We start from the raw sequence: 19,911 nt of genomic DNA on the forward strand, positions 1-19,911 counted from the left end.
GCATCCAGAAGCCGGCCTCGTGCCGGCTTCTTTCTTTCCACATCAAGGAGTCGCCGATGTCCGTGGTGCTGTATGGCTCGCCGAGTACCGCCTCGCTGGTCGTCCATTGGCTGCTGATCGAGCTGGACATCGCGCACACGCTGCACCAGCTGGATTTCGATGCGCGCGCGCAGAAGTCGGCCGAGTATCTGGCGCTGAACCCGCAGGGCAGGGTGCCGACGCTGCTGATCGGCGACCAGGTGCTGACCGAGTCGGCGGCGATCGCGATGCAGCTGGCCGACCTGCATCCGCAGGCGGGCCTGGCGCCGGAGGTCGGCACGCCGGCGCGCGGCGACTACTACCGCTGGATCTGCTTCTGCGTCTACACGCTGATGCCGGCGTACCGCGCCTGGTTCTATCCGGACGAGCCGGCTGGTGTCGACCAGGTCGAGGCGGTCAAGGCGCGTGCCCGCGTGCAGATCGAGGCGGCCTGGCAGCAGGTGGCCGAGCACCTCGACGCGCACGGTCCGTACTTGCTGGGCGCCGCGCCGTCGGCCGCCGATTTCGTGCTGACCATGCTGATGCGCTGGTCGCGCAACATGCCGCGGCCGTCCGATACCTGGCCGGTGCTCCAGGCATTCGCTCGGCGGATGAAGGACCGCCCGGCGTTCCAGGAAACCTGCCGGCGCGAGGGCATCGACGACTGGCTGTGACGTACCGCGCAACACCTGCGCGCGGTTCGCGGGTGGCCGCGCAGTGTGTTCGAGGCATGCGCGCGGTCGGATCCATGGGCAGGCGCGGACCTGGCGCTGCCCGGTTCCCGCGCCATGCACGTCAGGCGCACCGCGTGGGCTGACGAATGCGGCCGCTCCAGGTCGAAACCCTGTCCGGCACCCGTTGCGCCCTTCATCCGGCCGCGCGGCATGCGCGCCGGCTCAGATTCCCAGGAAATAGATGTCGACGTAGTCCGTCGTGCTGCCGCAGGGGCTCTGCATCTCCTGCAGGCGCCAGTACTTGCGCGTGCCCGTCGTGCGGAAATGCATGGTGCCGCTGCGGGTGCAGGGCGCGCCGCCGGCGACGCTGTCGACCTGCATCGTGATCGCGCCTTCGAAGACGAAGCCGTCGGTACTGGCCGAGACGATGTGGCCATGGATGTCCAGCCGCTGCCTGCCGAGGGTCTCGCTTCCGTTCACCACGAGAATGCCGCCGCGCTCGCTGATCTCCACCGAGCCGGCCTTGTCCAGGTCGCCCCAGTCGATCCACTGCAGGCTCAATGTGTGCGTGCCGACCAGGCGCGCCCTGGCCGCGTCGTCCACGCCGGCACCCACATCCGCGCCTGCGGATGCCACGCCCGGCAGCAGCGCCAGTGCGGACACTGCCGCCAGGACGATGCGTGTTGCTCTCATCTGGTTGCTCCTCTGCGGTCGTGGCGTCCATCGGCACGATGGACGGCGCCGGCTGTCTCAGTCCACATACTCGTCGTACTTCCGGCCGCCCTGGAAGGGCATCAGGTGCTGGCGCAGGATGCCGCGCGGCACGGTCTCCAGCTTCATCACCCCGTACTCCTCCGGCCACTGTTCCTGCTTCGGCGGCAGCTTGAACGTGCCCATCAGCATGTCCACCAGCGGCAGGTGGATCGCGTAGTTCACGTCGATGTAGTCCTGGTGCCGCGCGTGGTGCCAGTGGTGGTAGCGCGGCAGCACCAGCAGGTACTCCAGCCAGCCGAAGCGCACGCCGATGTTGGCGTGGGCGACCACGGCCTGCAGGCCGACCAGGATCACGTAGGCATTGACCGCCGGCGCCGAGAAGCCCAGCACCAGCAGCGGCAGCAGCACTGCGCTGCGGGTCAGCACGATCTCGATGAAATGGATGCGCGAGCCGGCCAGCCAGTCCAGCTCGCGGCTGGAGTGGTGCACCGCGTGGAAACGCCAGAGCCAGGGAATGTTGTGGTAGGCGCGATGCAGCAGCGCCTGGGCCAGGTCTGCCACGAACACCGCGATCAGGAACTGCGCCCAGACCGGCAGCGACTGGATCACCGCTTTCAACGACGGAAACGCCGCCAGGCCGGCGATGCTCGAGGTGGAGGCGGTGACCAGGATCAGGATGAACTGGACCAGCACGTGGCTCATGAAGAAATAGGTCACGTCGGTGCGCCAGCCCGGCCGCAGCGGGGAGACGCGACGCCGGCCCAGGTAGTGCTCCAGCGGCACGAACACCAGCGCCGAGAAGAACAGCGAAATCACGAACCAGTCCAGCCCCAGCGAATACGGCGTGGCGCCGATCGCGTCGAACTGCACGTTGGTGCCGCCGAACAGCACGGCCAGGGTCGCGCCGGCGACGCCGATCATCGCGATGCGCTTGTTGCGGTCGCGCAGGATTGCCAGCGTACCGAGCACGAACGCGGCCACCAGCCCGGCCAGCAGCAGGTGGCGGGCGAACTGCTCGCTGTAGACCGCGCGGAATTCCTTGCTGGTCAGCAGGTCGGGGAAATGGAAGCAGGCCACGGCGAAGACGCTCAGCAAACCGAGCAGGGCCGAGGCATAGGCGAAGAACGAACGACGGGGGCGTACGGCGTCGGAATGCATGGGGCGTCCTTGTTCCTGGAGATCAGCGCGCGGCGGCGGGCCGGACGATGCGCTGGCCGGCGGCGTCGATCACCGCCTCGCCATCTTCCTTGCTGAAGGCGCCGCGCTGCGGCGACGGCAGCAGATCGAGCACCTGTTCTGACGGGCGGCAGAGCCGGCTGCCGAGCGTCGTCTCGACGATCGGGCGGTTGATCAGCACCGGATGCGCGAGCATCGCATCGATCACCGCCGTATCGTCGGCGTCGGCCAGGCCGAGTTCTGCGAACACGGACTCCTTGGCCCGCACCAGATCGCGCACCGGAATGCCGAGCCGCCCGATCAGCGCCAGCAATGCGTCGCGGTCCGGCGGATCCTTCAGGTACTCGATGACCTGCGGCTCGATGCCGGCATTGCGGATCAGGCCCAGGGTGTTGCGCGAGGTGCCGCAGCGCGGGTTGTGCCAGATGACCACGCCCTGACCGCCCATCAGAACCACTCCAGCAGCGACACGCCGACGCCGACGTAGGTCGCCTTGTGGTTGTAGTCGATCAGGCTCTCGCCGTAGCCGTCGAACACCTGCACCCGGCCGCGCAGCATGTTGTTGATCGGAAAGCCCCAGTCCAGCTGCACCGAACCGTGCGAGCGTTCGCCGCCGCGCAGCGAGTGGCGCGCGGTCAGGCTCAGCTCGTGGCCGTTGCGGTTGTAGACCAGCATCGCGTCGCCGCGGCCGATGTAATCCTCGATGTCGGGATTGTTGTCGTCGGCCACGTCCTCCTCGATCCGGTACCACGGCCGCAGCACCAGCGCCCAGTTCTCCCGGTCCAGGCCGACACTGAGGATCACCCGGTTCCAGCTGCGCGACAGCGGATCGCTGCGGCCGTTGGACTGGTGGTTCAGGCTCAGGCCGGTCATCCGCCCCTTCCAGCCGAACAGGCTGTAGTTGTTGCGGAACACCAGCATCGCCTCGGGTTCGTAGTTGGTCTCGCGGAACGGGCGCGACGCCTCGGTGTTGTAGGCCTGCCAGCGCGAGCTCTGGGTGTAGCCGATCCAGACGTCGCCGTTGTCGCCGAACAGGTCCTCGGCGACCTTGGTCTTGAAGCTGAGCTGGAACTTCAGCTCGGCAGAATCCAGCACCTGCGGCGTGGTCACCGTGTTGGCCGGGTTGGGCGAATGCGGCGCCTCGTTGACGTTGCTGGTCCAGAACGCCGGCAGCAGGTAGACCGGCTTGTAGGCACGCAGCTGGAAGGCGCCCAGCTTGGAGTCCTTGGCCAGCTCCCAGCGGCTGTCCAGCAGCGAGCCGCGGCCGGCGTTGGCGATCTCGTCGCGGTAGAGGTCGTCGCGGCGGAACAGCTCGCCGGTGCGGGCGCGGGCCCGGTCGGCCAGCCCCGCGTCCGCGGGCAGGGTCGCGCTGCGGGCGGCGGCGCGCTCGGCCTCGGCCAGCCGCTGGGCCTCGACCGCCACCGCATCGGCCTGCCGGGTCGCGGCGGGCGTGTAGCCGTGGACGGCGTCGTAGCAGGCCAGGCGCTGGGCGTCGGTCTCCAGCCCCACGCAGGCCGCGGCCGAGGTGGGCGCCGGGGCGATGTCTTGGGCGCTGGCGGCCAGGGCCGGCAGGGCGGCGAGCAGGGCGGTGGCGAGCGCGGCGGGCACGCGGGGGGGAAGGACGGAAACCGGAGGCAGGCGGCGCATCAGAGGAACCAGGCGAGGATGAACAGGCCGAGCATGGCGAAGGCCAGCGCCAGCTTCAACACCACACCCAGCAGCATGCCCAGCCACGAGGCCAGGCCGACGTGGGCGGCGCGGCGCAGCTCGCGGGTATGCCACAGCTCGCCGAGCAGGGCGCCGACGAATGGCCCGAGCAGCAGGCCCAGCGGCCCGAACCACAGCCCGGCGAATGCGCCCAGCGCCGCGCCCCAGACGGCGGCCGGGCCGGCACCGACCCGTTTCGCGCCGGCTGCGCTGGCCAGGACATCGGCCACCACCGACAGCACGGTCAGCAGGCCGAGCACCACCAGGGTCAGGGCGCCGATCCGCTCGAAATCGCCGGCCCAGGCGGCCACCAGCATGCCGGCGAAGACCAGCGGCAGGCCGGGCAGGGCCGGCAGGATGACCCCGGCCAGGCCGATCAGGACCAGGGCGGCGGCCAGCAGGTACAGGAAGATGCTGGGATCAAGCTGGGGCATCGATGGCGGACCGGCGGCAAGTCCTTGCCATGATTGCATTTGTTCGGGGTGGGGGGTAAGTTCTCGGACGCTGCGCTTGACAAGGTCACCGTGAATCGTGGCCGGATGCGGCAGGTCCCGATGGTCCGCTACATCTACACCGTGACATCTCGCGTACTCCTTGCAACCAGCCGCCGCGGCAACGGCGTAACCACCACCCCAGAAGAGTTCGAGGAGTCAGCAGGAATGGCAGAGCGCGAGATCGGCACCGTCAAGTGGTTCAACGACGCCAAGGGATTCGGTTTCATCAGTCGCGAGAACGGGGAGGACGTGTTCGTCCACTTCCGCGCGATCCAGATGCAGGGATTCAAGAGCCTCAAGGAAGGACAGAAAGTGTCCTTCACCGTCGTCCAGGGCCAGAAGGGCCTGCAGGCCGACGCGGTCGAAGCGGCCTGAAGCCACCGACGATCCGTTGTCCATCGGAAACGGCCCGCATCGCGGGCCGTTTCCCTTTCCGTCAGGGGTCGTGTCTTCCGTCGTGGGCGACCGGTCAGCGGATCACGACGCGGTTGCCGACCACGCGCACGTAGGTGTTCTCGCGGATGCCGCCCAGGTCGCGCTGGTTGACCACGATGGTGCGGCCGTCATCCATGCGCACGTGCACGTTGTAGGTGTCGTCGGTCACGCGGTTCTGGATCGCGTTGCCCGCCGCGGCGCCTGCAACGGCACCGGCGACCGCCGAAATGTTCTGGTTGCCCTTGCTGCCACCGGTCTTGTCGGAGATCTCATGGCCGGCCACCGCACCGACGATACCGCCGAGCACCGCGCCGGTGGCGCGCGGTGCGCTGCGGCCGGAGGCGATCGCGTCGATCCGGGTCACGATGCCGCAGTCGGCGCAGCGCGAGGTGCTGCCATACGAGGGCGAGCTGCCGTAGCCGGAATTGCCGTAGCCGTAGTTGGGAGAAGTGGAGGCACAGCCGGCCAGTGCGACGGTGGCGACGGCGGCGATGCCGAGCAGGCGGGTCTTCATGATCTTCTCCTTGCGGGTGGTTCGTCGGGGCGGACGCGGGACGCTGTTCCGTGACCGCATCCTGTGACGGCCTGCGTGAATGGCACGCCAACCGGAACGCCTTCTGACGCACGCCCGCGCCGCACCTCAGAGCCGGTTCATGAATCTCGGTGCGCGGTGAGGGCGCCGGTTAGCGGAAGTCGCGATGGCAGGACAGGCAGCTCTCCGAGACCTTGCCCTGCACGTCGGCGAGCGCGGCGCAGTCGGCCGGGGGCTGCGCCAGCGCGGCATCCAGCGCACCCCGCAGCGCGCTGGCGCTCGCCACGAAACGGGCATCGTCGCGCAGCGAGGGAAATGCGCCTTCCAGGTCGTTGGACATCGCGCGCAGCGACTGCAGACGGGGCAGCGCATCGCTGACCGTGCAGCGGTTGGTGTCGATGGCCTTCTTCAGCTCGCCCTGCTGCCGGGCCATCACCTGCATCAGCGCATCGGGGAACGGATCGGTGCGCGCCTGCAGCGCGCGCAGCAGCATCACGGTGCACATCGCGCCGACGAAAAGACCGAGCAGGAACAGGAACAGGTAACGGCCTGCGGCGGAGGGGCGGGGTGTGCTGGGTTGGCTGGTCATCCGACGGGCTCGTGGAGGCAAACGGCCATGATAGCCGCCGCGCCTGTCCGGATCGCCCTGCGTGTTCCGTCATGGCGATGCCGACTGCGATGCACGGCGGCGAGAGCGCTGACCGCGGCGGGGCGCAGGTCCTAGAATGGGCGCATGCAGGATTCCCTACTCGAACGTTTTGCCGGCATCGACCGGCTGTATGGACGCGGCGCGGTCGCGTGGCTGTCGCAGCGGCGCGTGGCGGTGGTCGGCCTGGGCGGCGTCGGCTCGTGGGTGGTCGAGGCGCTGGCGCGTTCGGCGGTCGGGCGGATCGACATGATCGACGCCGACGACCTGTGCGTGTCCAACACCAACCGGCAGCTGCCCGCGATCGCCGGCCAGTACGGCCGCAACAAGGCCGAGGCGATGGCCGAGCGCGCCCGCGCGATCAACCCCGGCATCGATGCGCGCCCGGTGGCCTCGTTCCTGACCGGCAGCAACCTGGAGGACCTGCTCGGCGAGGGATACGACCTGGTCGTCGATGCCTTCGACAGTTTCCGCGCCAAGGTCGAGACCATCGCCTGGTGCCGGCGGCGCAAGCAGCCGATCATCTCGGTCGGCTCGGCCGGCGGCCGCACCGATCCCACCCTGGTGCGGGTGCGCGACCTGTCGCGGACCGAGCACGACGCGATGCTCGCGCTGGTGCGCAAGAAGCTACGCGGCGAATTCAATTTCCCCAAGAGTGCCCAGCGCTACTTCGGCGTGCCGGCGATCTACTCGCTGGAAAACGTGAAGTATCCGCAGGCCGACGGCAGCGTCTGCGGCCTGCGCCCGCAGCTGGGCGGGGATGCGGCGCTGAAACTGGACTGCGGCATGGGCCTGGGGGCGGCCACGCACGTCACCGGCGCCTTCGCCTTCGTCGCATCGGGCAAGGCCCTGGAGATGTTGCTCAGGCACAGGCCGGCGGCCGGCTAGGCAGGTTCCCACCTGGTGGCCGCAGTGCCCGGCGAGGCTGACTTGCCGATGGTTGAAGCCACGATCGGCGCTGCGACGCCGTCCGGGCATCGCCGGTCCGGTCAACCGTCGCCGGTCAGCGCGAACAGGCGTGCAGCGTTGGCGCTGGTGACCGATGCGACATGGGCCGGGTCCTCGCCGCGCAGCGCCGCGACGGTCGCGAGAATCGTCCGCAGCCGCGCCGGCTCGTTGCGCTGGCCGCGGATGCCGGCATCGGGCTGGTCCGGCGCATCCGTCTCCAGCAGCAGGCATTCCAGCGGCATGTCCGCGACCAGGCGCCGCAACCGCTGCGCGCGTTCGTAGGTCAGCGGGCCGCCGAGGCCGATCAGAAATCCCATGTCCCACAGCCGCCGGGCCTGGTCGGGGCTGCCGGAGAAACTGTGGACCACGCCGCGCAGGGGGGCGAAGCGGCGCAACGAGGCGAGCACCGCATCGACCGCGCGGCGCGCGTGCACGATCACCGGCAGGGCGTGGTCGCGTGCAAGCCGCAGCTGGCCGTCGAAGATCCGCTGCTGGGTCGCCGGATCCAGGCCTTCGACGAAGTAGTCGAGCCCGCATTCGCCGATGGCGACGGGCCGCTCGCGTTCGATCCAGCCCTGCAGCTCCTGCAGGTGGCGGTCCTCGTGCTCGGCCAGGAACAGCGGATGCAGGCCGTAGGCGGGATACAGCCCGGGCGTGGTCCGGCAGACCTCGCGCAGCCTGGGCCAGCTGGCGGCGGTCACCGCCGGGACGATCTGCCGGTGCACGCCGGCGGCGCGCGCGCGGGCGACCACCTCGGCGCGGTCTGCGTCGAATTCCGCCGCATCGAGATGGCAATGGCTGTCGACCAGCTCCATCGCGGTCAGCGATGCCGGCGTCCGGGCTGACGGGACAGCGCCGGCTCGGGATCCTTGCGCCGTTTCCAGCTGGCGAGCAGCAGGGTCCCCAGGCCGAGCGCGATCTCGTCCACCAGCGGGATCGGATCGGGCACCAGCACGCTGACCAGGAACACGAGGCCGGTCAGCTTGAACAGGGTGGGAAAGCGCAGGCGGCGCGCCCATTCCATGAAGGGCAGCAACAGCGGGCTGGGCATGGTCGTGGTCCGCAGCGGGCGATGACGCAAGTATGGGGGCGCCATCGCGTCCGTTCATCGTGCCTTGGGGGTTTTCCGGGGTCCTGTTCAGCTTCTGCGTGATGCAATGCAGCCACCACCACCGCGGGATTGGCCCGCAAGCAAGGAGTCGGCCATGAAGCAAGCGTCCACCATCCTGACCGCAGCGGGCGCGCTGCTCGTCGGCGGCATCGCCACCGCCGCCTACATGAACAACCGCGATGCCTCTCCGGATGGCAGCGCGCTGGTCGCCGGCGATGCGCGGCCCGGCGCGGACGCGCTGGCCGACAAGGAGCCGGCGATCGACTTCGCCGACGTGGTCAAGGTCGACGAGATCACCGAGAAGGAAAAGCAGTACGCCACGGTGATCGGCAGCGACCCGGTGCGCGAGACCACCACCACCAGCGTGCCGCAGCAGGTCTGCCAGGACGTGGTCGTGCAGGAGCGCCTGCCCGAGCGCGACGGCAATGTCGGCGGCACCGTCGCCGGTGCGGTGATCGGCGGCCTGCTCGGCAACCAGGTCGGCGGCGGCAGCGGCAAGAAGGCGGCCACCGCGGCCGGCGCGATCGCTGGCGGCGTGATCGGCAACCAGGTCGACAAGCGCCACGTCGGTGGCCGCGTGGTGACCCGTACCGAGCAGCAGTGCCATACCGAGAACATCAGTTCCGAGTCCTCGCGCGTGACCGGCTACAACGTCACCTACCGCAACGCCGACGGCACCACCGGCACGATGCGCATGGCCAGCAAGCCGGGCAACCGCGTGGCGCTGGGCAATGCGGACAAGGTCGTCGGTTACGACGTGACCTACCGTTACGAGGGCCAGGAAAGCACGGTCCGGATGGACCAGAAGCCGGAAAGCAGCCGGCTGCCGATGATCGACGGCCGGCTCGTCACGGCCACCACGGCGCCGTCCGCATCGGTCGAGCGCCAGTAACGTCCGACCGGCACGCATGGCGTGACCGGACCGAAGGCCGGCCCTGTGCCGGCCTTCGCCGTATCCGGGGGTGGACATTTTGCCGCAGTGCGGATTGCGGTCCAGTGGGTGACGCTCGATACAATCGATCCACTCTCCTACCGGGTCCGGCAATGGCACTTGCTCCGTACGATCTGTTCGATGTCCGTTCCCTGCTGACCGACGACGAGCGCGCCGTCCAGGATGCCGTGGCCCGCTTCACCGATGAGCGCGTCCTGCCGCTGATCGGCGACGCGTTCGACCAGGCGCGCTTTCCGCATGAACTGGTGCCCGAGATCGCCAGCCTCGGCCTGCTCGGCTCCTCGCTGCCGGAGGAGTACGGCTGCGCCGGCCTCAACGCGGTCAGCTACGGCCTGATCTGCCAGGAACTGGAGCGCGGCGATTCGGGCCTGCGCAGCTTCGTCAGCGTGCAGTCTTCGCTGTGCATGTATCCGATCTTCGCCTACGGCAGCGAGGAACAGCGCCGCCGCTGGCTGCCGGACATGGCCGCCGGCAAGGTCATCGGCTGTTTCGGCCTGACCGAGCCGCATGGCGGTTCCGACCCGGCCAACATGAAGACCCATGCGCGCAGGGACGGTGGCGACTGGGTGATCAACGGCTCCAAGATGTGGATCACCAACGGCAACCTAGCGGACGTCGCGATCGTCTGGGCGCAGACCGAGGACGGCATCCAGGGTTTCCTGGTCGAGAAGGGCACGCCCGGCTTCAGCGCGCAGGAAATCAAGCACAAGATGAGCCTGCGCGCATCGGTGACCTCGTCGCTGTTCTTCGACAACGTTCGCGTACCCGACAGCAGCCGCCTGCCCAACGTGAAGGGCTTGAAGGGCCCGCTGGGCTGCCTGACCCAGGCCCGCTACGGTATCACCTGGGGCCCGGTCGGTGCGGCGATCGCCTGCCTGGACGAGGCGCTGAACTACTCCAAGGAACGCATCCTGTTCGGCCGGCCGGTCGCCGCGACCCAGAGCGCGCAGATCAAGCTGGCCGAGATGGCGAGGCGGATCACCCTGGCGCAGTTGCTGGTGGTCCAGCTTGGTCGCCTCAAGGATGCCGGCACGCTGCAGCCGCAGCAGGTGTCGCTGGCCAAGTGGAACAACTGCCGCATGGCGATCGACATCGCCCGCGAATGCCGCGACCTGCTCGGCGGCGCGGGCATCACCACCGAGCACGCCGCGATCCGGCACGCCCTGAACCTGGAATCGGTGATCACCTACGAGGGCACCGAAACCGTGCACCAGCTGGTGATCGGCCGCGAGCTCACCGGCATCAACGCATTCTGATCCGTCTTCCGTCGTGCCCGCGCAGGCGGGCATCCAAGGGCGTTCGCCATGTCCCTGCCGCACTTGCAGATCGAAACCGGGCGTCTGTTGCTGCGTCCGCCGCAGATCGAGGATTTCGAACGCTACGCGCAGTTGCATGCGGATGAGGGCGCCATGCGTTTCCTCGGCGGCCCGATCTCGCGGCATGCGGCGTGGCGCAAGTTCCTGCAGATGCCCGGCGCGTGGGCCATGCAGGGCTTCGCGATGTTCTCGGTGATGCACAAGGACGATGGCCGCTGGCTGGGCTTTCTTGGTCCGTGGCGCCCCGCGGACTGGCCGGGCAATGAAGTCGGCTATGTGTTCCATCCCGATGCGTGGGGCAACGGCTACGTGGTCGAGGCTGCGGTGGCGGCAATGGACTGGTCGTTCGACACCCTCGGTTGGGACCGTGTGATCCACTGCATCGCGCCGGGCAATCTTCCATCGCAGAAGGTGGCGCAGCGCCTGGGCTCGACCAATGGCGGGCCGGGCCGGCTGCCCGTGCCGCTGGACGACCAGGACGTGGATGTCTGGGGCCAGACGCGCGAACAGTGGCGGGAGAACCGGAAGCGCTTGGCATGACCGTCGTGCATGGCTGCTCGGTCTCCGGCAACTGCCACAAGGTGCGGCTGCTGCTGGAACAGCTGCAGCGCCCGTATGACTGGGTCGAGGTCGACAGCCCCAACGGCGCGACCAGGACCGATGCTTTTCTGGCGATGAACCCGAACGGCAAGGTGCCGGTGCTGCAGCGGGCCGACGGCCAGGTGCTGGTCGAGTCGAACGCGATCCTGTACTGGCTGGCCGAGGGCACGCCGTTCCTGCCGGACGACGCCTGGGGACGCGCGCAGGCGCTGTCCTGGCTGTTCTTCGAGCAGTACAGCCACGAGCCGTACATCGCGGTGGCCCGCTTCATCCGCGGCTGGACCGCCCCCGATTCGCCGCGCCGTGCCGAACTGCCGCGGCTGTGGGAGCGCGGCGCGCAGGCGCTGGCGGTGATGGAGCGGCACCTGCGCGATGCCGAATGGTTCAGCGGCCCGCGTTACGGCATCGCAGACATCGCGCTGTCGGCCTATACCGCGCACGCCGACGAAGGCGGTTTCGACCTTGCGGCATTGCCCGCGGTCAGCGCCTGGCTGGCCCGAGTACGCGCCACCCCGCACTACCTGGGCATGCCGGCGGTGGATGCCGCGGTGGCGGCCCGTTTCCAGACATCCCGTCCCTGACAGGAACCGCACAGACCGATGAGCAGCGTCGCCATCCCCGCCCGCATGAAGGGCATCAACCGCGCCGAGATCTGCGACCGCAACTTCATCGAATTCGTCGACCACTGGCAGGGCCGCAGCGGCACGGCGCCCGCTCCGGGAGGCGCGGTCCTGCCTGGCAGCGCGCTCGATGCGGCCGGCTTCGTCGAACTGCTGGAATCGCAGCTGGTCTCGCGCCACCTCGACCTGATGGCGCGCGTGCTGCGCGTGCAGAACAAGGTCTTCTACACCATCGGTTCCAGCGGCCACGAGGGCAATGCGATGGTCGCGCGGCTGGCGCGGCACACCGATCCGGCATTCCTGCATTACCGCAGCGGCGGCTTCATGGCCGAGCGCTTCCGCAAGCTGCCGGACATGGATCCGGTGATGGACTCGGCGCTGAGCTTCGCCGCCAGCGCCGACGATCCTGCCTCGGGCGGCCGGCACAAGGTCTGGGGCAGCAAGCCGTTGTGGGTGCTGCCGCAGACCTCCACCATCGCCTCGCACCTGCCGAAGGCGCTGGGCACCGCGCTGGCGATCGAGCAGGCGCGGCGCATCGGCCATGCGCTGCCGGTTCCGGCCGACAGCATCGCGATCTGTTCGTTCGGCGATGCCAGCGCCAACCACGCCACCGCGCAGACCGCGTTCAATGCCGCCGCCTGGACCGCGCACCAGAAGCTGCCGGCGCCGGTGCTGTTCGTCTGCGAGGACAACGGCATCGGCATCTCGGTGAAGACGCCGGACGGCTGGATCGGCAGCCGCTTCGGCAGCATGCCGGGGCTGGACTACTTCGCGGCCGACGGACTGGACCTGGCGGCCGGCTACGGCCAGGTGCAGGCCGCGGTCGAGCACTGCCGGCGCAGCCGCCGCCCGACCTTCCTGCACCTGCGCACGACCCGGATCATGGGCCATGCCGGCACCGACTTCGAGATCGAGTGGCGCAGCATCGAGGAGCTGTGCGCGGTCGAGGCCACCGACCCGTTGCTGCGCAGCGCCGCGATCGCCCTGGAATCGGGCCTGTTCTCGCGCGATGAACTGCTGGCGTTGTACGAACGCGTCCGCCTGCGCTGTTTCACCGCGGCCGAGGAGGCCGACCGGCGGCCGAAACTCGCGTCGCTGCAGCAGGTGATCGCGCCGCTTGCGCCGTACACGCCCGGGGCGGTGCAGGCCGAGGCCGCCCGTGCGGCCGACCCTGCGCGCCGTATCGGCGCGTTCGGGGGCGAGGAGCGCCTGCCCGAACGGCAGCCGCCGCGGCACCTGGCGATCCAGATCAATCAGGCCCTGCACGAGCTGATGGCCAAGTATCCGGAGGCGCTGCTGTTCGGCGAGGACGTCGCCCAGAAGGGCGGCGTCTACACGGTGACCAAGGGCCTGCAAAAGGCCTTCAAGGGCGCGCGCGTGTTCAACACGCTGCTGGACGAGACGATGATCCTCGGCCTGGCGCAGGGCTACGCCAACATGGGCATGCTGCCGCTGCCGGAGATCCAGTACCTGGCCTACCTGCACAACGCGGCCGACCAGATCCGCGGCGAGGCGTGCTCGCTGCAGTTCTTCAGCAACGACCAGTACCGCAACCCGATGCTGGTGCGGATCGCCGGGCTCGGCTACCAGCGTGGTTTCGGCGGGCATTTCCACAACGACAACTCGATCGCCGCGCTGCGCGACATCCCCGGGCTGGTGGTCGGCTGCCCCTCGCGCGGCGACGACGCGGCGACGATGCTGCGCACACTGGCGGCGCTGGCGAAGGTCGACGGGCGGGTCGCGGTGTTCCTGGAGCCGATCGCGCTGTACATGACCAAGGACCTGTACGAGGCCGGCGATGGCGGCTGGCTGTTCCCGTACCCGGAGCAGGGCGAGGCGATGACGCTGGGCGAGGGCCGCGTGTATCCGTCGGGCGCGGCCGAAGGTGTGGCCGACGACCTGGTCGTGTTCACCTACGGCAACGGCGTGCCGATGAGCCTGCGCGCGGCGCGGGCGATCGAAGCCGCTCACGGCTGGAGCGTGCGCGTGGTCGACCTGCGCTGGCTGGTGCCGCTCAATGCCGCCTTCATCGTGGAGCAGGCGCGCAGCGCGAAGCGGATCCTGATCGTCGACGAGGGCCGGCACAGCGCCGGGGTCGGCGAGGGCGTGGTGACCGCGATCGTCGAGGGCGGCCATGGCGGGCGTCCGTTCCGTCGGGTGACCGGGGTGGACACCTACACGCCGCTGGCCGGCGCCGCCTTCCTGGTGATCCCCGGCGAGGAGGACATCGTGGCCGCGGCGGCCCAGCTGGCCGGCTGACCGGGAAGGCTGCCGCACCTTCACCCGTCGCCCGCAGGCGGGCGCCTACGCTCGTGCTCCTGTCCCAACGCCGGAGAGGAACATGGACAAGCGCAGGATCGTGGTGTTCGTCGGCAGCCTGAGGAAGGGCTCCTACAACCGTCTGCTGGCACGCGCGCTGGAACGGCTCGGCGAGGACCGCCTGGAGTTCGACCACGTCGCGCTGGGCGCGCTGCCGTTCTACGACCAGGATTTCGACGACGATTACCCGGCCGCCGGCACCCGGCTCAAGGAGCAGGTGCGCGCGGCCGACGCGGTGCTGTTCGTGACGCCCGAATACAACCGTTCGGTGCCGGGCGTGTTGAAGAACGCGATCGACATCGCCTCGCGCCCGTACGGCGACAGCGCGTTTGCCGGCAAGCCGGCGGCGGTGATCGGTGCCTCGGTGGGCGCGATCGGCACCGCGCTGGCGCAGCAGCACCTGCGCAACATCCTGTCGTATCTGGACATGGCGGTGCTTCCGCAGCCGGAAGCCTTCATCCACTTCAAGGATGGGCTGATCGACGCCGACGGGCGGATCACCAACCAGGGCACGCGCGAATTCCTGGAGGACTTCGTCGACCGCTTCGTCGAGTGGATCGCGCGCCAGCGCGACTGAGCGCCAGGGCACACGGTCGCCGGGGCGTGGTCGGGGGGTTTCAGCCCGGACGCAGCTGGGCCAGGCCGGCCCGCAGGCGCTGCAGCGGGCTGGGATCGGCCGGGCCGGCGTCGGTCAGGGTCGCCGCCACCGTGCGCCGGAACGGCAGCACGCGGGCGCTGGCACGCAGCGCGGTACTGCGCAGCCAGCGCGCCGGCGCCGTGTCGTTGGTGTACAGCTCGACGATGGCGCGGGTGGCCTGGTACAGCGGCCAGCTGCCGTGCCGATGCCGGCGCTGGTAGCGGGCCAGCAGGCCGGCGTCGCCGAGATCGCGGCCGCTGCGTGTCGCATCCGCAGCCAGGTCCATCAGGCGCTCGACGCTGGCCAGGCCCAGGTTGAAGCCGTGCGCGGTGACCGGATGCATGCCCACGGCGGCATCGCCGGCCAGCGCGAAACGCGGGCCGACGAAGCGGCGCGCATACACGCCGACCAGCGGATAGAGGTGGCGCGTGCTGGCCAGTTCCATCGCGCCCAGGCGCTGGTCGAAACGGGCGGTCATCATCGTGTTGAATGCCGCCTCGTCCATCGTCGCGGCCAGCCGCGCCTGCTCGCCCGGCAGGGTCAGCACGGCCGAGGCCAGGTGCTCCTCCAGCGGCAGCAGCGCCAGGGTCTGGCCGTGGCCGAACCACTCCCAGGCGGTGCCCTCGTGCGGCAGCGCATGCTTCATCCGGCACACCAGCATGCTCTTGCCGAAGTCGTGCAGGTCCGCATCGATGCCCAGCGCCCGCCGGGTCTCGGAAAAGCGGCTGTCGGCGGCGACCAGCAGGTCGGCCTCGATCCGGGTGCCGTCCTTGAGCCGCACCCAGGCCGCGTGCCGGTCGGCATGGACCGCCTCGACCGTCGCACCCGCATGCAGGGTGATCGCCTCGCCGCTCTCCTGCGCGGCCAGCCAGGCCGCGGTGCGGATCTGGTGGTTGGGGACGAGGCTGCCAAGCTGTTCCTGCCCGGCGAGAGCGCCGTCGATCCGCAGCTCGTGCGGCGACTGGCCGTCGATCACGCGCGCGGCGCGCAGGGGCGCGACCGCCGTCTCCGGCAGGTGCCGCCACAGGCCGAGTTCGCGCATCAGCCGCATCGAGGCATGGGTCAACGCGATCTCGCGGCCGTCGAAGGCCGGCGCGGCCAGGGCGTCCTGCGGCTGGCGCTCGACCAGCGCCACGCGCCTGCCCTGCAGGGCCAGGGCGCGTGCCAGGCTCAGCCCGACCGGGCCGGCACCGATGATGGCGACATCGTGCTTCACCGCGATTCTCCTTGTTTCATGTCCGGGCCAGTGTAGGCATCCGCCGCGGCGGCGCCCTGATCCTGGTCAATCGCCGCCGGAGATGGCGTGCATCGGCCCTGTACCTGGCAGGAGGGACCGCTATACTGCCGGTTGGCGTCGGTTTTCCGACACTGTTCGCCTTGTCCGTTCAATGGTTTGGCGGATATTCCAGACAAACCACATCAGTCCGGTCCCGGGTTCGTCCCGCCCGGCCGCAGAACGACCGCCGCATGCGCCTGTCCACCATCAAGCTGTCCGGCTTCAAGTCCTTCGTCGATCCGACCACGCTGCACCTGCCGACCAACATGACCGGCGTGGTCGGTCCGAACGGCTGCGGCAAGTCCAACATCATCGACGCGGTGCGCTGGGTGATGGGCGAAAGCTCGGCCAGCCGGCTGCGGGGCGATTCGCTGACCGACGTGATCTTCTCCGGGTCCTCGGCCCGCAAGCCGGTGTCGCAGGCCACCGTCGAGCTGATCTTCGACAACACCGACCACACGATCTCGGGCGAGTACGCCGCGTTCAACGAGATCTCGGTCAAGCGCCTGGTCAGCCGCGACGGGCAGAGCAGCTACTACCTCAACGGCACAAAGTGCCGCCGGCGCGACATCACCGACCTGTTCCTCGGGACCGGCCTTGGGCCGCGCAGCTACTCGATCATCGAGCAGGGCATGATCAGCCAGATCATCGAGGCCCGGCCCGAGGACCTGCGCGTGTACCTGGAGGAGGCCGCCGGCATCTCCAAGTACAAGGAGCGCCGCAAGGAGACCGAGACCCGCATCCGCCACACCCGCGAGAACCTCGACCGCCTCGGCGACCTGCGCGAGGAGATCGACAAGCAGCTCGAACACCTGCGTCGGCAGGCGCGCCAGGCCGAGCAGTACCAGGCGCTGCAGGCGGACCGCAAGGTCAAGGACGCGGAGTGGAAGGCGCTGCAGTACCGCGAACTGGACCTGCAGCTGCAGGGCCTGCGCGAGAAGCTGGCGCAGGAGGAGACCCGGCTCGAGCAGATCATCGCCGGCCAGCGCGAGGCCGAGCGCGAGATCGAGACCGGCCGCGTGCGCCGCGAGGAAGCCGCCGAGGCGCTGAACCGCGCCCAGGCCGACGTCTACCAGGTCGGCGGCGTGCTGGCCCGGATCGAGCAGCAAATCCAGCACCAGCGCGAGATGGCCTCGCGCCTGCACAAGGCGCGCGACGAGGCCGCCAGCCAGCTGGGCGAGCTCGACCGCCACATCCAGGACGACCAGGGCCGGCTGGCGGCATTGACCGCCTCGGTCGAGGACGCCGAGCCGCAACTGGAGCAGATGCGCGAGGACGACGCGTTCAAGCAGGACGCGCTGCACGAGGCCGAGGCGGCGCTGGCGAACTGGCAGCAGCGCTGGGAGGCGCATGGCCGCGAGGCCGCCGAGGCCAGCCGCGCCGGCGAGGTCGAGCGCACCCGCGTCGACTATCTGGACCGGCAGGGCCTGGAAGCGCAGCGTCGCCGCGAAACGCTGGTCGCCGAACGCACCGGGCTCGATCTCGACGCGCTGGCCGAGGCCTTCGAGGAGGCCCAGCTGCAGCACGAAACGCAGAAGGCCGCGCTGGACGGGCTCAACGAGCAGCTCGAAGCGCGCAGGCAGGTGGTCGCCGAGACCCAGGAACAGCAGCGTGCCACCCAGGCCGAACTCGGCGAGGTGCGCAAGCAGGCCCAGGCCGCGCGCGGCCGCCTGTCCTCGCTGGAAACCCTGCAGCAGGCCGCGCTGGGCCAGGAGCAGGGTGCCGCCGTGGCGTGGCTGAAGGCGCACGGGCTGGAGTCCGGCGCCCGCGTCGGCGAGCGGCTCGAGGTCGAGGCCGGCTGGGAAAACGCCGTCGAAGGCGCGCTCGGGCAGCTGATCGAAGGCGTGCTGGTGCAGTCGCCCGAAGCCCTGGTCGAGGCGCTGGCCGATCTGGGCGAGGGCCGGATCGCGCTGGTCGCCGAGGGCGCCGGCAGCGTCGACTTCGCGCCGACCTCGCTGGCCGCACGCGTGCAGGGCCCGTTGGCGATCCGTCGCCTGCTCGCGCGCCTGCACGTGGCCGAGGACCTGGAGGACGCGCGCCGGCTGCTGCCGCAGCTGGGCGAGGGCGATTCGATCATCACCCGCGGCGGTGAACGCCTCGGGGCCGGCTGGGTGCGGGTATCGCGCTCGGGCGCGGCCAAGCAGGGCGCACTGCTGCGCGAGCGCGAGATCCAGACCCTGCGCGCGCAGATCGAGACGCTGCAGGAGCGCGAGGCCGAACTGGAACACCTGCTGGTGGAGCAGCGCGACCGCCTGCTGGCCGGCGAGCAGCAGCGCGAGGACGCGCAGCGCCAGCTGTACGTCGCGCACCGCGCGGTCTCCGAACTGGCCGGGCAGCTGCAGAGCCAGCAGGGGCGGATGGACACTGCACGCCAGCGCATCGACCGGATCGAGCAGGAGCTGGAGCAGCTGGTCGAGACGCTGGACGACAGCGGCGAACAGGCACGCGAGTCGCGGTCGCGGCTCGAGGAGGCCGTCCTGAGGATGGGCGAGCTGGAGAGTGCCCGCGAGGCGCTGGAGGCCGAGCGCCGCCGCCGCATCGAGGCGCGCGACCTGGCCCGCGACGCCGCACGCAGCAGCCGCGATGCCAGCCATGCGCTGGCGCTGAGCCTGGAATCGCAGCGCAGCCAGATCGCCTCGCTGACCCAGGCGCTGCAGCGCATGGGCGCGCAGCGCGGCCAGCTCGATTCGCGCCTGGGCGAGCTCAGCGAGCAGCTCGACACCGGCGATTCGCCGGTGGAGACGCTGGAGGCCGAACACCAGATCGCGCTGGGCGAACGCGTGCGTGCCGACCGCGCGCTGGGCGAGGCGCGTGCGCTGCTGGAAGGCATCGACCACGAACTGCGCACCAGCGAGCAGACCCGCCACCAGCGCGACGAGCAGTCGCTGGCGCAGCGCGAGCGCATCGCCCAGCGCCGCCTCGACCAGCAGGCGCTGGCGCTGAAGGCCGAGCAGCTGGCGCAGGCGATCGTCGGCGAGGGCCTGGTCGTGGACGACGTGGTCAACACCCTGCCCGAGGTCGCCGATCCCCGCGAGTGGGAGCAGGCGGTCGGGCAGATCGACGCGCGCATGCGCCGCCTGGAGCCGGTCAACCTGGCCGCGATCCAGGAGTACGGCGAGGCCGAGCAGCGCAAGCTGTACCTGGACGCGCAGAACACCGACCTCAACACCGCGCTGGAAACCCTGGAAGAGGCGATCCGCAAGATCGACCGCGAGACCCGCGGCCGCTTCAAGGACACCTTCGACCGGGTCAATTCCGGCGTGCAGGCGTTGTATCCACGCCTGTTCGGCGGCGGCCACGCCTACCTGGAGCTGACCGGCGAGGACCTGCTGGATACCGGCGTTGCGATCATGGCGCGCCCGCCCGGCAAGCGCGTGTCCAGCATCTCGCTGCTGTCGGGCGGCGAGAAGGCGATGACCGCGGTGGCGCTGGTGTTCGCGATCTTCCAGCTCAATCCGGCGCCGTTCTGCCTGCTCGACGAGGTCGACGCACCGCTGGACGAGGCCAATGTCGGCCGCTTGGCCAACATGGTCCTGGAGATGAGCGAGAAGGTGCAGTTCCTGTTCGTCACCCACAACAAGGCGACGATGGAAGCGGCGCACCAGCTGTCCGGCGTGACCATGCGCGAGCCGGGCGTGAGCCGCCTGGTGAGCGTCGACCTGGCCGAAGCCGCGCGCCTGGTCGGGGCCGCCTGAGCCGGGTCAGGCGCCGTGCGCCTGGCATGCGGCGCCGGCGA

Annotated in this window: 20 protein-coding genes; 10 read left to right on the forward strand and 10 right to left on the reverse strand. The window is 69.9% G+C overall.

The window, feature by feature from the left end; all coding sequences use genetic code 11:
• Positions 1 to 56 precede the first annotated feature (56 nt).
• Positions 57 to 692, forward strand: coding sequence for a glutathione S-transferase family protein (locus IB242_RS10715; protein ID WP_192279000.1), 636 nt, complete (start codon positions 57 to 59; stop codon positions 690 to 692).
• A 222-nt stretch (positions 693 to 914) separates the two neighbouring features.
• Here IB242_RS10715 and IB242_RS10720 read toward each other — a convergent pair whose 3' ends face one another.
• The 5 genes from IB242_RS10720 to IB242_RS10740 are packed head-to-tail and all read right to left on the reverse strand — an operon-like array spanning position 915 to position 4,723.
• Positions 915 to 1,385, reverse strand: coding sequence for a hypothetical protein (locus IB242_RS10720; RefSeq protein WP_192279002.1), 471 nt, complete (start codon positions 1,383 to 1,385; stop codon positions 915 to 917).
• Between the two features lie 57 nt (positions 1,386 to 1,442).
• The gene (locus IB242_RS10725) at positions 1,443 to 2,564 is read right to left on the reverse strand and encodes a sterol desaturase family protein (protein WP_192279003.1); all 1,122 of its coding nucleotides are present in this window, start codon (positions 2,562 to 2,564) and stop codon (positions 1,443 to 1,445) included.
• Positions 2,565 to 2,586: 22 nt separating this feature from the next.
• The gene (gene arsC / locus IB242_RS10730; RefSeq protein ID WP_192279005.1) at positions 2,587 to 3,030 is read right to left on the reverse strand and encodes an arsenate reductase (glutaredoxin); all 444 of its coding nucleotides are present in this window, start codon (positions 3,028 to 3,030) and stop codon (positions 2,587 to 2,589) included.
• Positions 3,030 to 4,229: a phospholipase A gene (locus tag IB242_RS10735; RefSeq protein ID WP_192279007.1), complete on the reverse strand. Its 1,200-nt coding sequence runs from the start codon at positions 4,227 to 4,229 to the stop codon at positions 3,030 to 3,032. The genes arsC and IB242_RS10735 overlap by 1 nt, the downstream gene beginning before the upstream one ends.
• Positions 4,229 to 4,723 (reverse strand): DUF456 domain-containing protein, encoded by a 495-nt coding sequence (locus IB242_RS10740; RefSeq protein ID WP_192279009.1) that lies wholly within the window; start codon positions 4,721 to 4,723, stop codon positions 4,229 to 4,231. Before IB242_RS10740 ends, IB242_RS10735 begins: the two co-directional genes overlap by 1 nt.
• A gap of 225 nt (positions 4,724 to 4,948) precedes the next feature.
• Between IB242_RS10740 and IB242_RS10745 the strand changes: the two genes are divergently transcribed.
• Positions 4,949 to 5,158 (forward strand): cold-shock protein, encoded by a 210-nt coding sequence (locus IB242_RS10745; RefSeq protein ID WP_192279292.1) that lies wholly within the window; start codon positions 4,949 to 4,951, stop codon positions 5,156 to 5,158.
• A gap of 94 nt (positions 5,159 to 5,252) precedes the next feature.
• Here IB242_RS10745 and IB242_RS10750 read toward each other — a convergent pair whose 3' ends face one another.
• Both IB242_RS10750 and IB242_RS10755 read right to left on the reverse strand, forming a co-directional pair.
• Positions 5,253 to 5,732: a glycine zipper 2TM domain-containing protein gene (locus tag IB242_RS10750; protein ID WP_192279011.1), complete on the reverse strand. Its 480-nt coding sequence runs from the start codon at positions 5,730 to 5,732 to the stop codon at positions 5,253 to 5,255.
• 169 nt (positions 5,733 to 5,901) lie between these two features.
• Positions 5,902 to 6,339 (reverse strand): hypothetical protein, encoded by a 438-nt coding sequence (locus IB242_RS10755; protein WP_192279013.1) that lies wholly within the window; start codon positions 6,337 to 6,339, stop codon positions 5,902 to 5,904.
• 144 nt (positions 6,340 to 6,483) lie between these two features.
• Between IB242_RS10755 and IB242_RS10760 the strand changes: the two genes are divergently transcribed.
• Positions 6,484 to 7,284: a tRNA threonylcarbamoyladenosine dehydratase gene (locus IB242_RS10760; RefSeq protein ID WP_192279015.1), complete on the forward strand. Its 801-nt coding sequence runs from the start codon at positions 6,484 to 6,486 to the stop codon at positions 7,282 to 7,284.
• A gap of 101 nt (positions 7,285 to 7,385) precedes the next feature.
• Here the strand turns inward: IB242_RS10760 and IB242_RS10765 are convergent, their stop codons facing one another.
• Positions 7,386 to 8,159: a TatD family hydrolase gene (locus tag IB242_RS10765; protein ID WP_192279017.1), complete on the reverse strand. Its 774-nt coding sequence runs from the start codon at positions 8,157 to 8,159 to the stop codon at positions 7,386 to 7,388.
• A 5-nt stretch (positions 8,160 to 8,164) separates the two neighbouring features.
• Entirely contained in the window at positions 8,165 to 8,395 is a 231-nt protein-coding gene (locus IB242_RS10770; protein WP_192279019.1) for a DUF6116 family protein, read from the reverse strand.
• 154 nt (positions 8,396 to 8,549) lie between these two features.
• On the opposite strand from IB242_RS10770, the gene IB242_RS10775 reads away from it, so the two are divergent.
• From IB242_RS10775 to IB242_RS10800, 6 genes are all read left to right on the forward strand, one after another.
• Positions 8,550 to 9,347: a glycine zipper 2TM domain-containing protein gene (locus tag IB242_RS10775; protein WP_192279021.1), complete on the forward strand. Its 798-nt coding sequence runs from the start codon at positions 8,550 to 8,552 to the stop codon at positions 9,345 to 9,347.
• A gap of 152 nt (positions 9,348 to 9,499) precedes the next feature.
• Positions 9,500 to 10,663, forward strand: a complete 1,164-nt coding sequence (locus tag IB242_RS10780) for an acyl-CoA dehydrogenase family protein (protein ID WP_192279023.1) — start codon at positions 9,500 to 9,502, stop codon at positions 10,661 to 10,663.
• Positions 10,664 to 10,711: 48 nt separating this feature from the next.
• The gene (locus IB242_RS10785; protein WP_192279025.1) at positions 10,712 to 11,263 is read left to right on the forward strand and encodes a GNAT family N-acetyltransferase; all 552 of its coding nucleotides are present in this window, start codon (positions 10,712 to 10,714) and stop codon (positions 11,261 to 11,263) included.
• On the forward strand, positions 11,260 to 11,904 hold the full coding sequence (locus IB242_RS10790; protein WP_192279027.1) for a glutathione S-transferase family protein: 645 nt from the start codon (positions 11,260 to 11,262) through the stop codon (positions 11,902 to 11,904). The genes IB242_RS10785 and IB242_RS10790 overlap by 4 nt, the downstream gene beginning before the upstream one ends.
• 18 nt (positions 11,905 to 11,922) lie before the next feature.
• A complete protein-coding gene (locus tag IB242_RS10795) occupies positions 11,923 to 14,202 on the forward strand; it encodes a thiamine pyrophosphate-dependent enzyme (protein ID WP_192279029.1) in 2,280 nt (759 codons plus the stop codon).
• Between the two features lie 82 nt (positions 14,203 to 14,284).
• A complete protein-coding gene (locus tag IB242_RS10800; protein WP_192279031.1) occupies positions 14,285 to 14,839 on the forward strand; it encodes an NAD(P)H-dependent oxidoreductase in 555 nt (184 codons plus the stop codon).
• Between the two features lie 40 nt (positions 14,840 to 14,879).
• On the opposite strand, the gene ubiM is transcribed toward IB242_RS10800, so the two are convergent.
• Positions 14,880 to 16,115 (reverse strand): 5-demethoxyubiquinol-8 5-hydroxylase UbiM, encoded by a 1,236-nt coding sequence (ubiM, locus tag IB242_RS10805; RefSeq protein WP_192279033.1) that lies wholly within the window; start codon positions 16,113 to 16,115, stop codon positions 14,880 to 14,882.
• Positions 16,116 to 16,366: 251 nt separating this feature from the next.
• On the opposite strand from ubiM, the gene smc reads away from it, so the two are divergent.
• Complete coding sequence (gene smc / locus IB242_RS10810) at positions 16,367 to 19,870, forward strand: chromosome segregation protein SMC (RefSeq protein WP_192279043.1); 3,504 nt, start codon at positions 16,367 to 16,369, stop codon at positions 19,868 to 19,870.
• Positions 19,871 to 19,911: the final 41 nt, after the last annotated feature.

Origin of the sequence: Xanthomonas sp. XNM01, from assembly GCF_014851915.1 — a bacterium.
Lineage (GTDB): Bacteria > Pseudomonadota > Gammaproteobacteria > Xanthomonadales > Xanthomonadaceae > Pseudoxanthomonas.

Excerpts from the sequence above, each read along its gene's own strand:
- IB242_RS10715 (WP_192279000.1), top strand. The coding sequence starts at position 57 with ATGTCCGTGGTGCTGTATGGCTCGCCGAGTACCGCCTCGCTGGTCGTC.
- IB242_RS10720 (WP_192279002.1), bottom strand. The coding sequence starts at position 1,385 with ATGAGAGCAACACGCATCGTCCTGGCGGCAGTGTCCGCACTGGCGCTG.
- IB242_RS10725 (WP_192279003.1), bottom strand. The coding sequence starts at position 2,564 with ATGCATTCCGACGCCGTACGCCCCCGTCGTTCGTTCTTCGCCTATGCC.
- arsC (WP_192279005.1), bottom strand. The coding sequence starts at position 3,030 with ATGGGCGGTCAGGGCGTGGTCATCTGGCACAACCCGCGCTGCGGCACC.
- IB242_RS10735 (WP_192279007.1), bottom strand. The coding sequence starts at position 4,229 with ATGCGCCGCCTGCCTCCGGTTTCCGTCCTTCCCCCCCGCGTGCCCGCC.
- IB242_RS10740 (WP_192279009.1), bottom strand. The coding sequence starts at position 4,723 with ATGCCCCAGCTTGATCCCAGCATCTTCCTGTACCTGCTGGCCGCCGCC.
- IB242_RS10745 (WP_192279292.1), top strand. The coding sequence starts at position 4,949 with ATGGCAGAGCGCGAGATCGGCACCGTCAAGTGGTTCAACGACGCCAAG.
- IB242_RS10750 (WP_192279011.1), bottom strand. The coding sequence starts at position 5,732 with ATGAAGACCCGCCTGCTCGGCATCGCCGCCGTCGCCACCGTCGCACTG.
- IB242_RS10755 (WP_192279013.1), bottom strand. The coding sequence starts at position 6,339 with ATGACCAGCCAACCCAGCACACCCCGCCCCTCCGCCGCAGGCCGTTAC.
- IB242_RS10760 (WP_192279015.1), top strand. The coding sequence starts at position 6,484 with ATGCAGGATTCCCTACTCGAACGTTTTGCCGGCATCGACCGGCTGTAT.
- IB242_RS10765 (WP_192279017.1), bottom strand. The coding sequence starts at position 8,159 with ATGGAGCTGGTCGACAGCCATTGCCATCTCGATGCGGCGGAATTCGAC.
- IB242_RS10770 (WP_192279019.1), bottom strand. The coding sequence starts at position 8,395 with ATGCCCAGCCCGCTGTTGCTGCCCTTCATGGAATGGGCGCGCCGCCTG.
- IB242_RS10775 (WP_192279021.1), top strand. The coding sequence starts at position 8,550 with ATGAAGCAAGCGTCCACCATCCTGACCGCAGCGGGCGCGCTGCTCGTC.
- IB242_RS10780 (WP_192279023.1), top strand. The coding sequence starts at position 9,500 with ATGGCACTTGCTCCGTACGATCTGTTCGATGTCCGTTCCCTGCTGACC.
- IB242_RS10785 (WP_192279025.1), top strand. The coding sequence starts at position 10,712 with ATGTCCCTGCCGCACTTGCAGATCGAAACCGGGCGTCTGTTGCTGCGT.
- IB242_RS10790 (WP_192279027.1), top strand. The coding sequence starts at position 11,260 with ATGACCGTCGTGCATGGCTGCTCGGTCTCCGGCAACTGCCACAAGGTG.
- IB242_RS10795 (WP_192279029.1), top strand. The coding sequence starts at position 11,923 with ATGAGCAGCGTCGCCATCCCCGCCCGCATGAAGGGCATCAACCGCGCC.
- IB242_RS10800 (WP_192279031.1), top strand. The coding sequence starts at position 14,285 with ATGGACAAGCGCAGGATCGTGGTGTTCGTCGGCAGCCTGAGGAAGGGC.
- smc (WP_192279043.1), top strand. The coding sequence starts at position 16,367 with ATGCGCCTGTCCACCATCAAGCTGTCCGGCTTCAAGTCCTTCGTCGAT.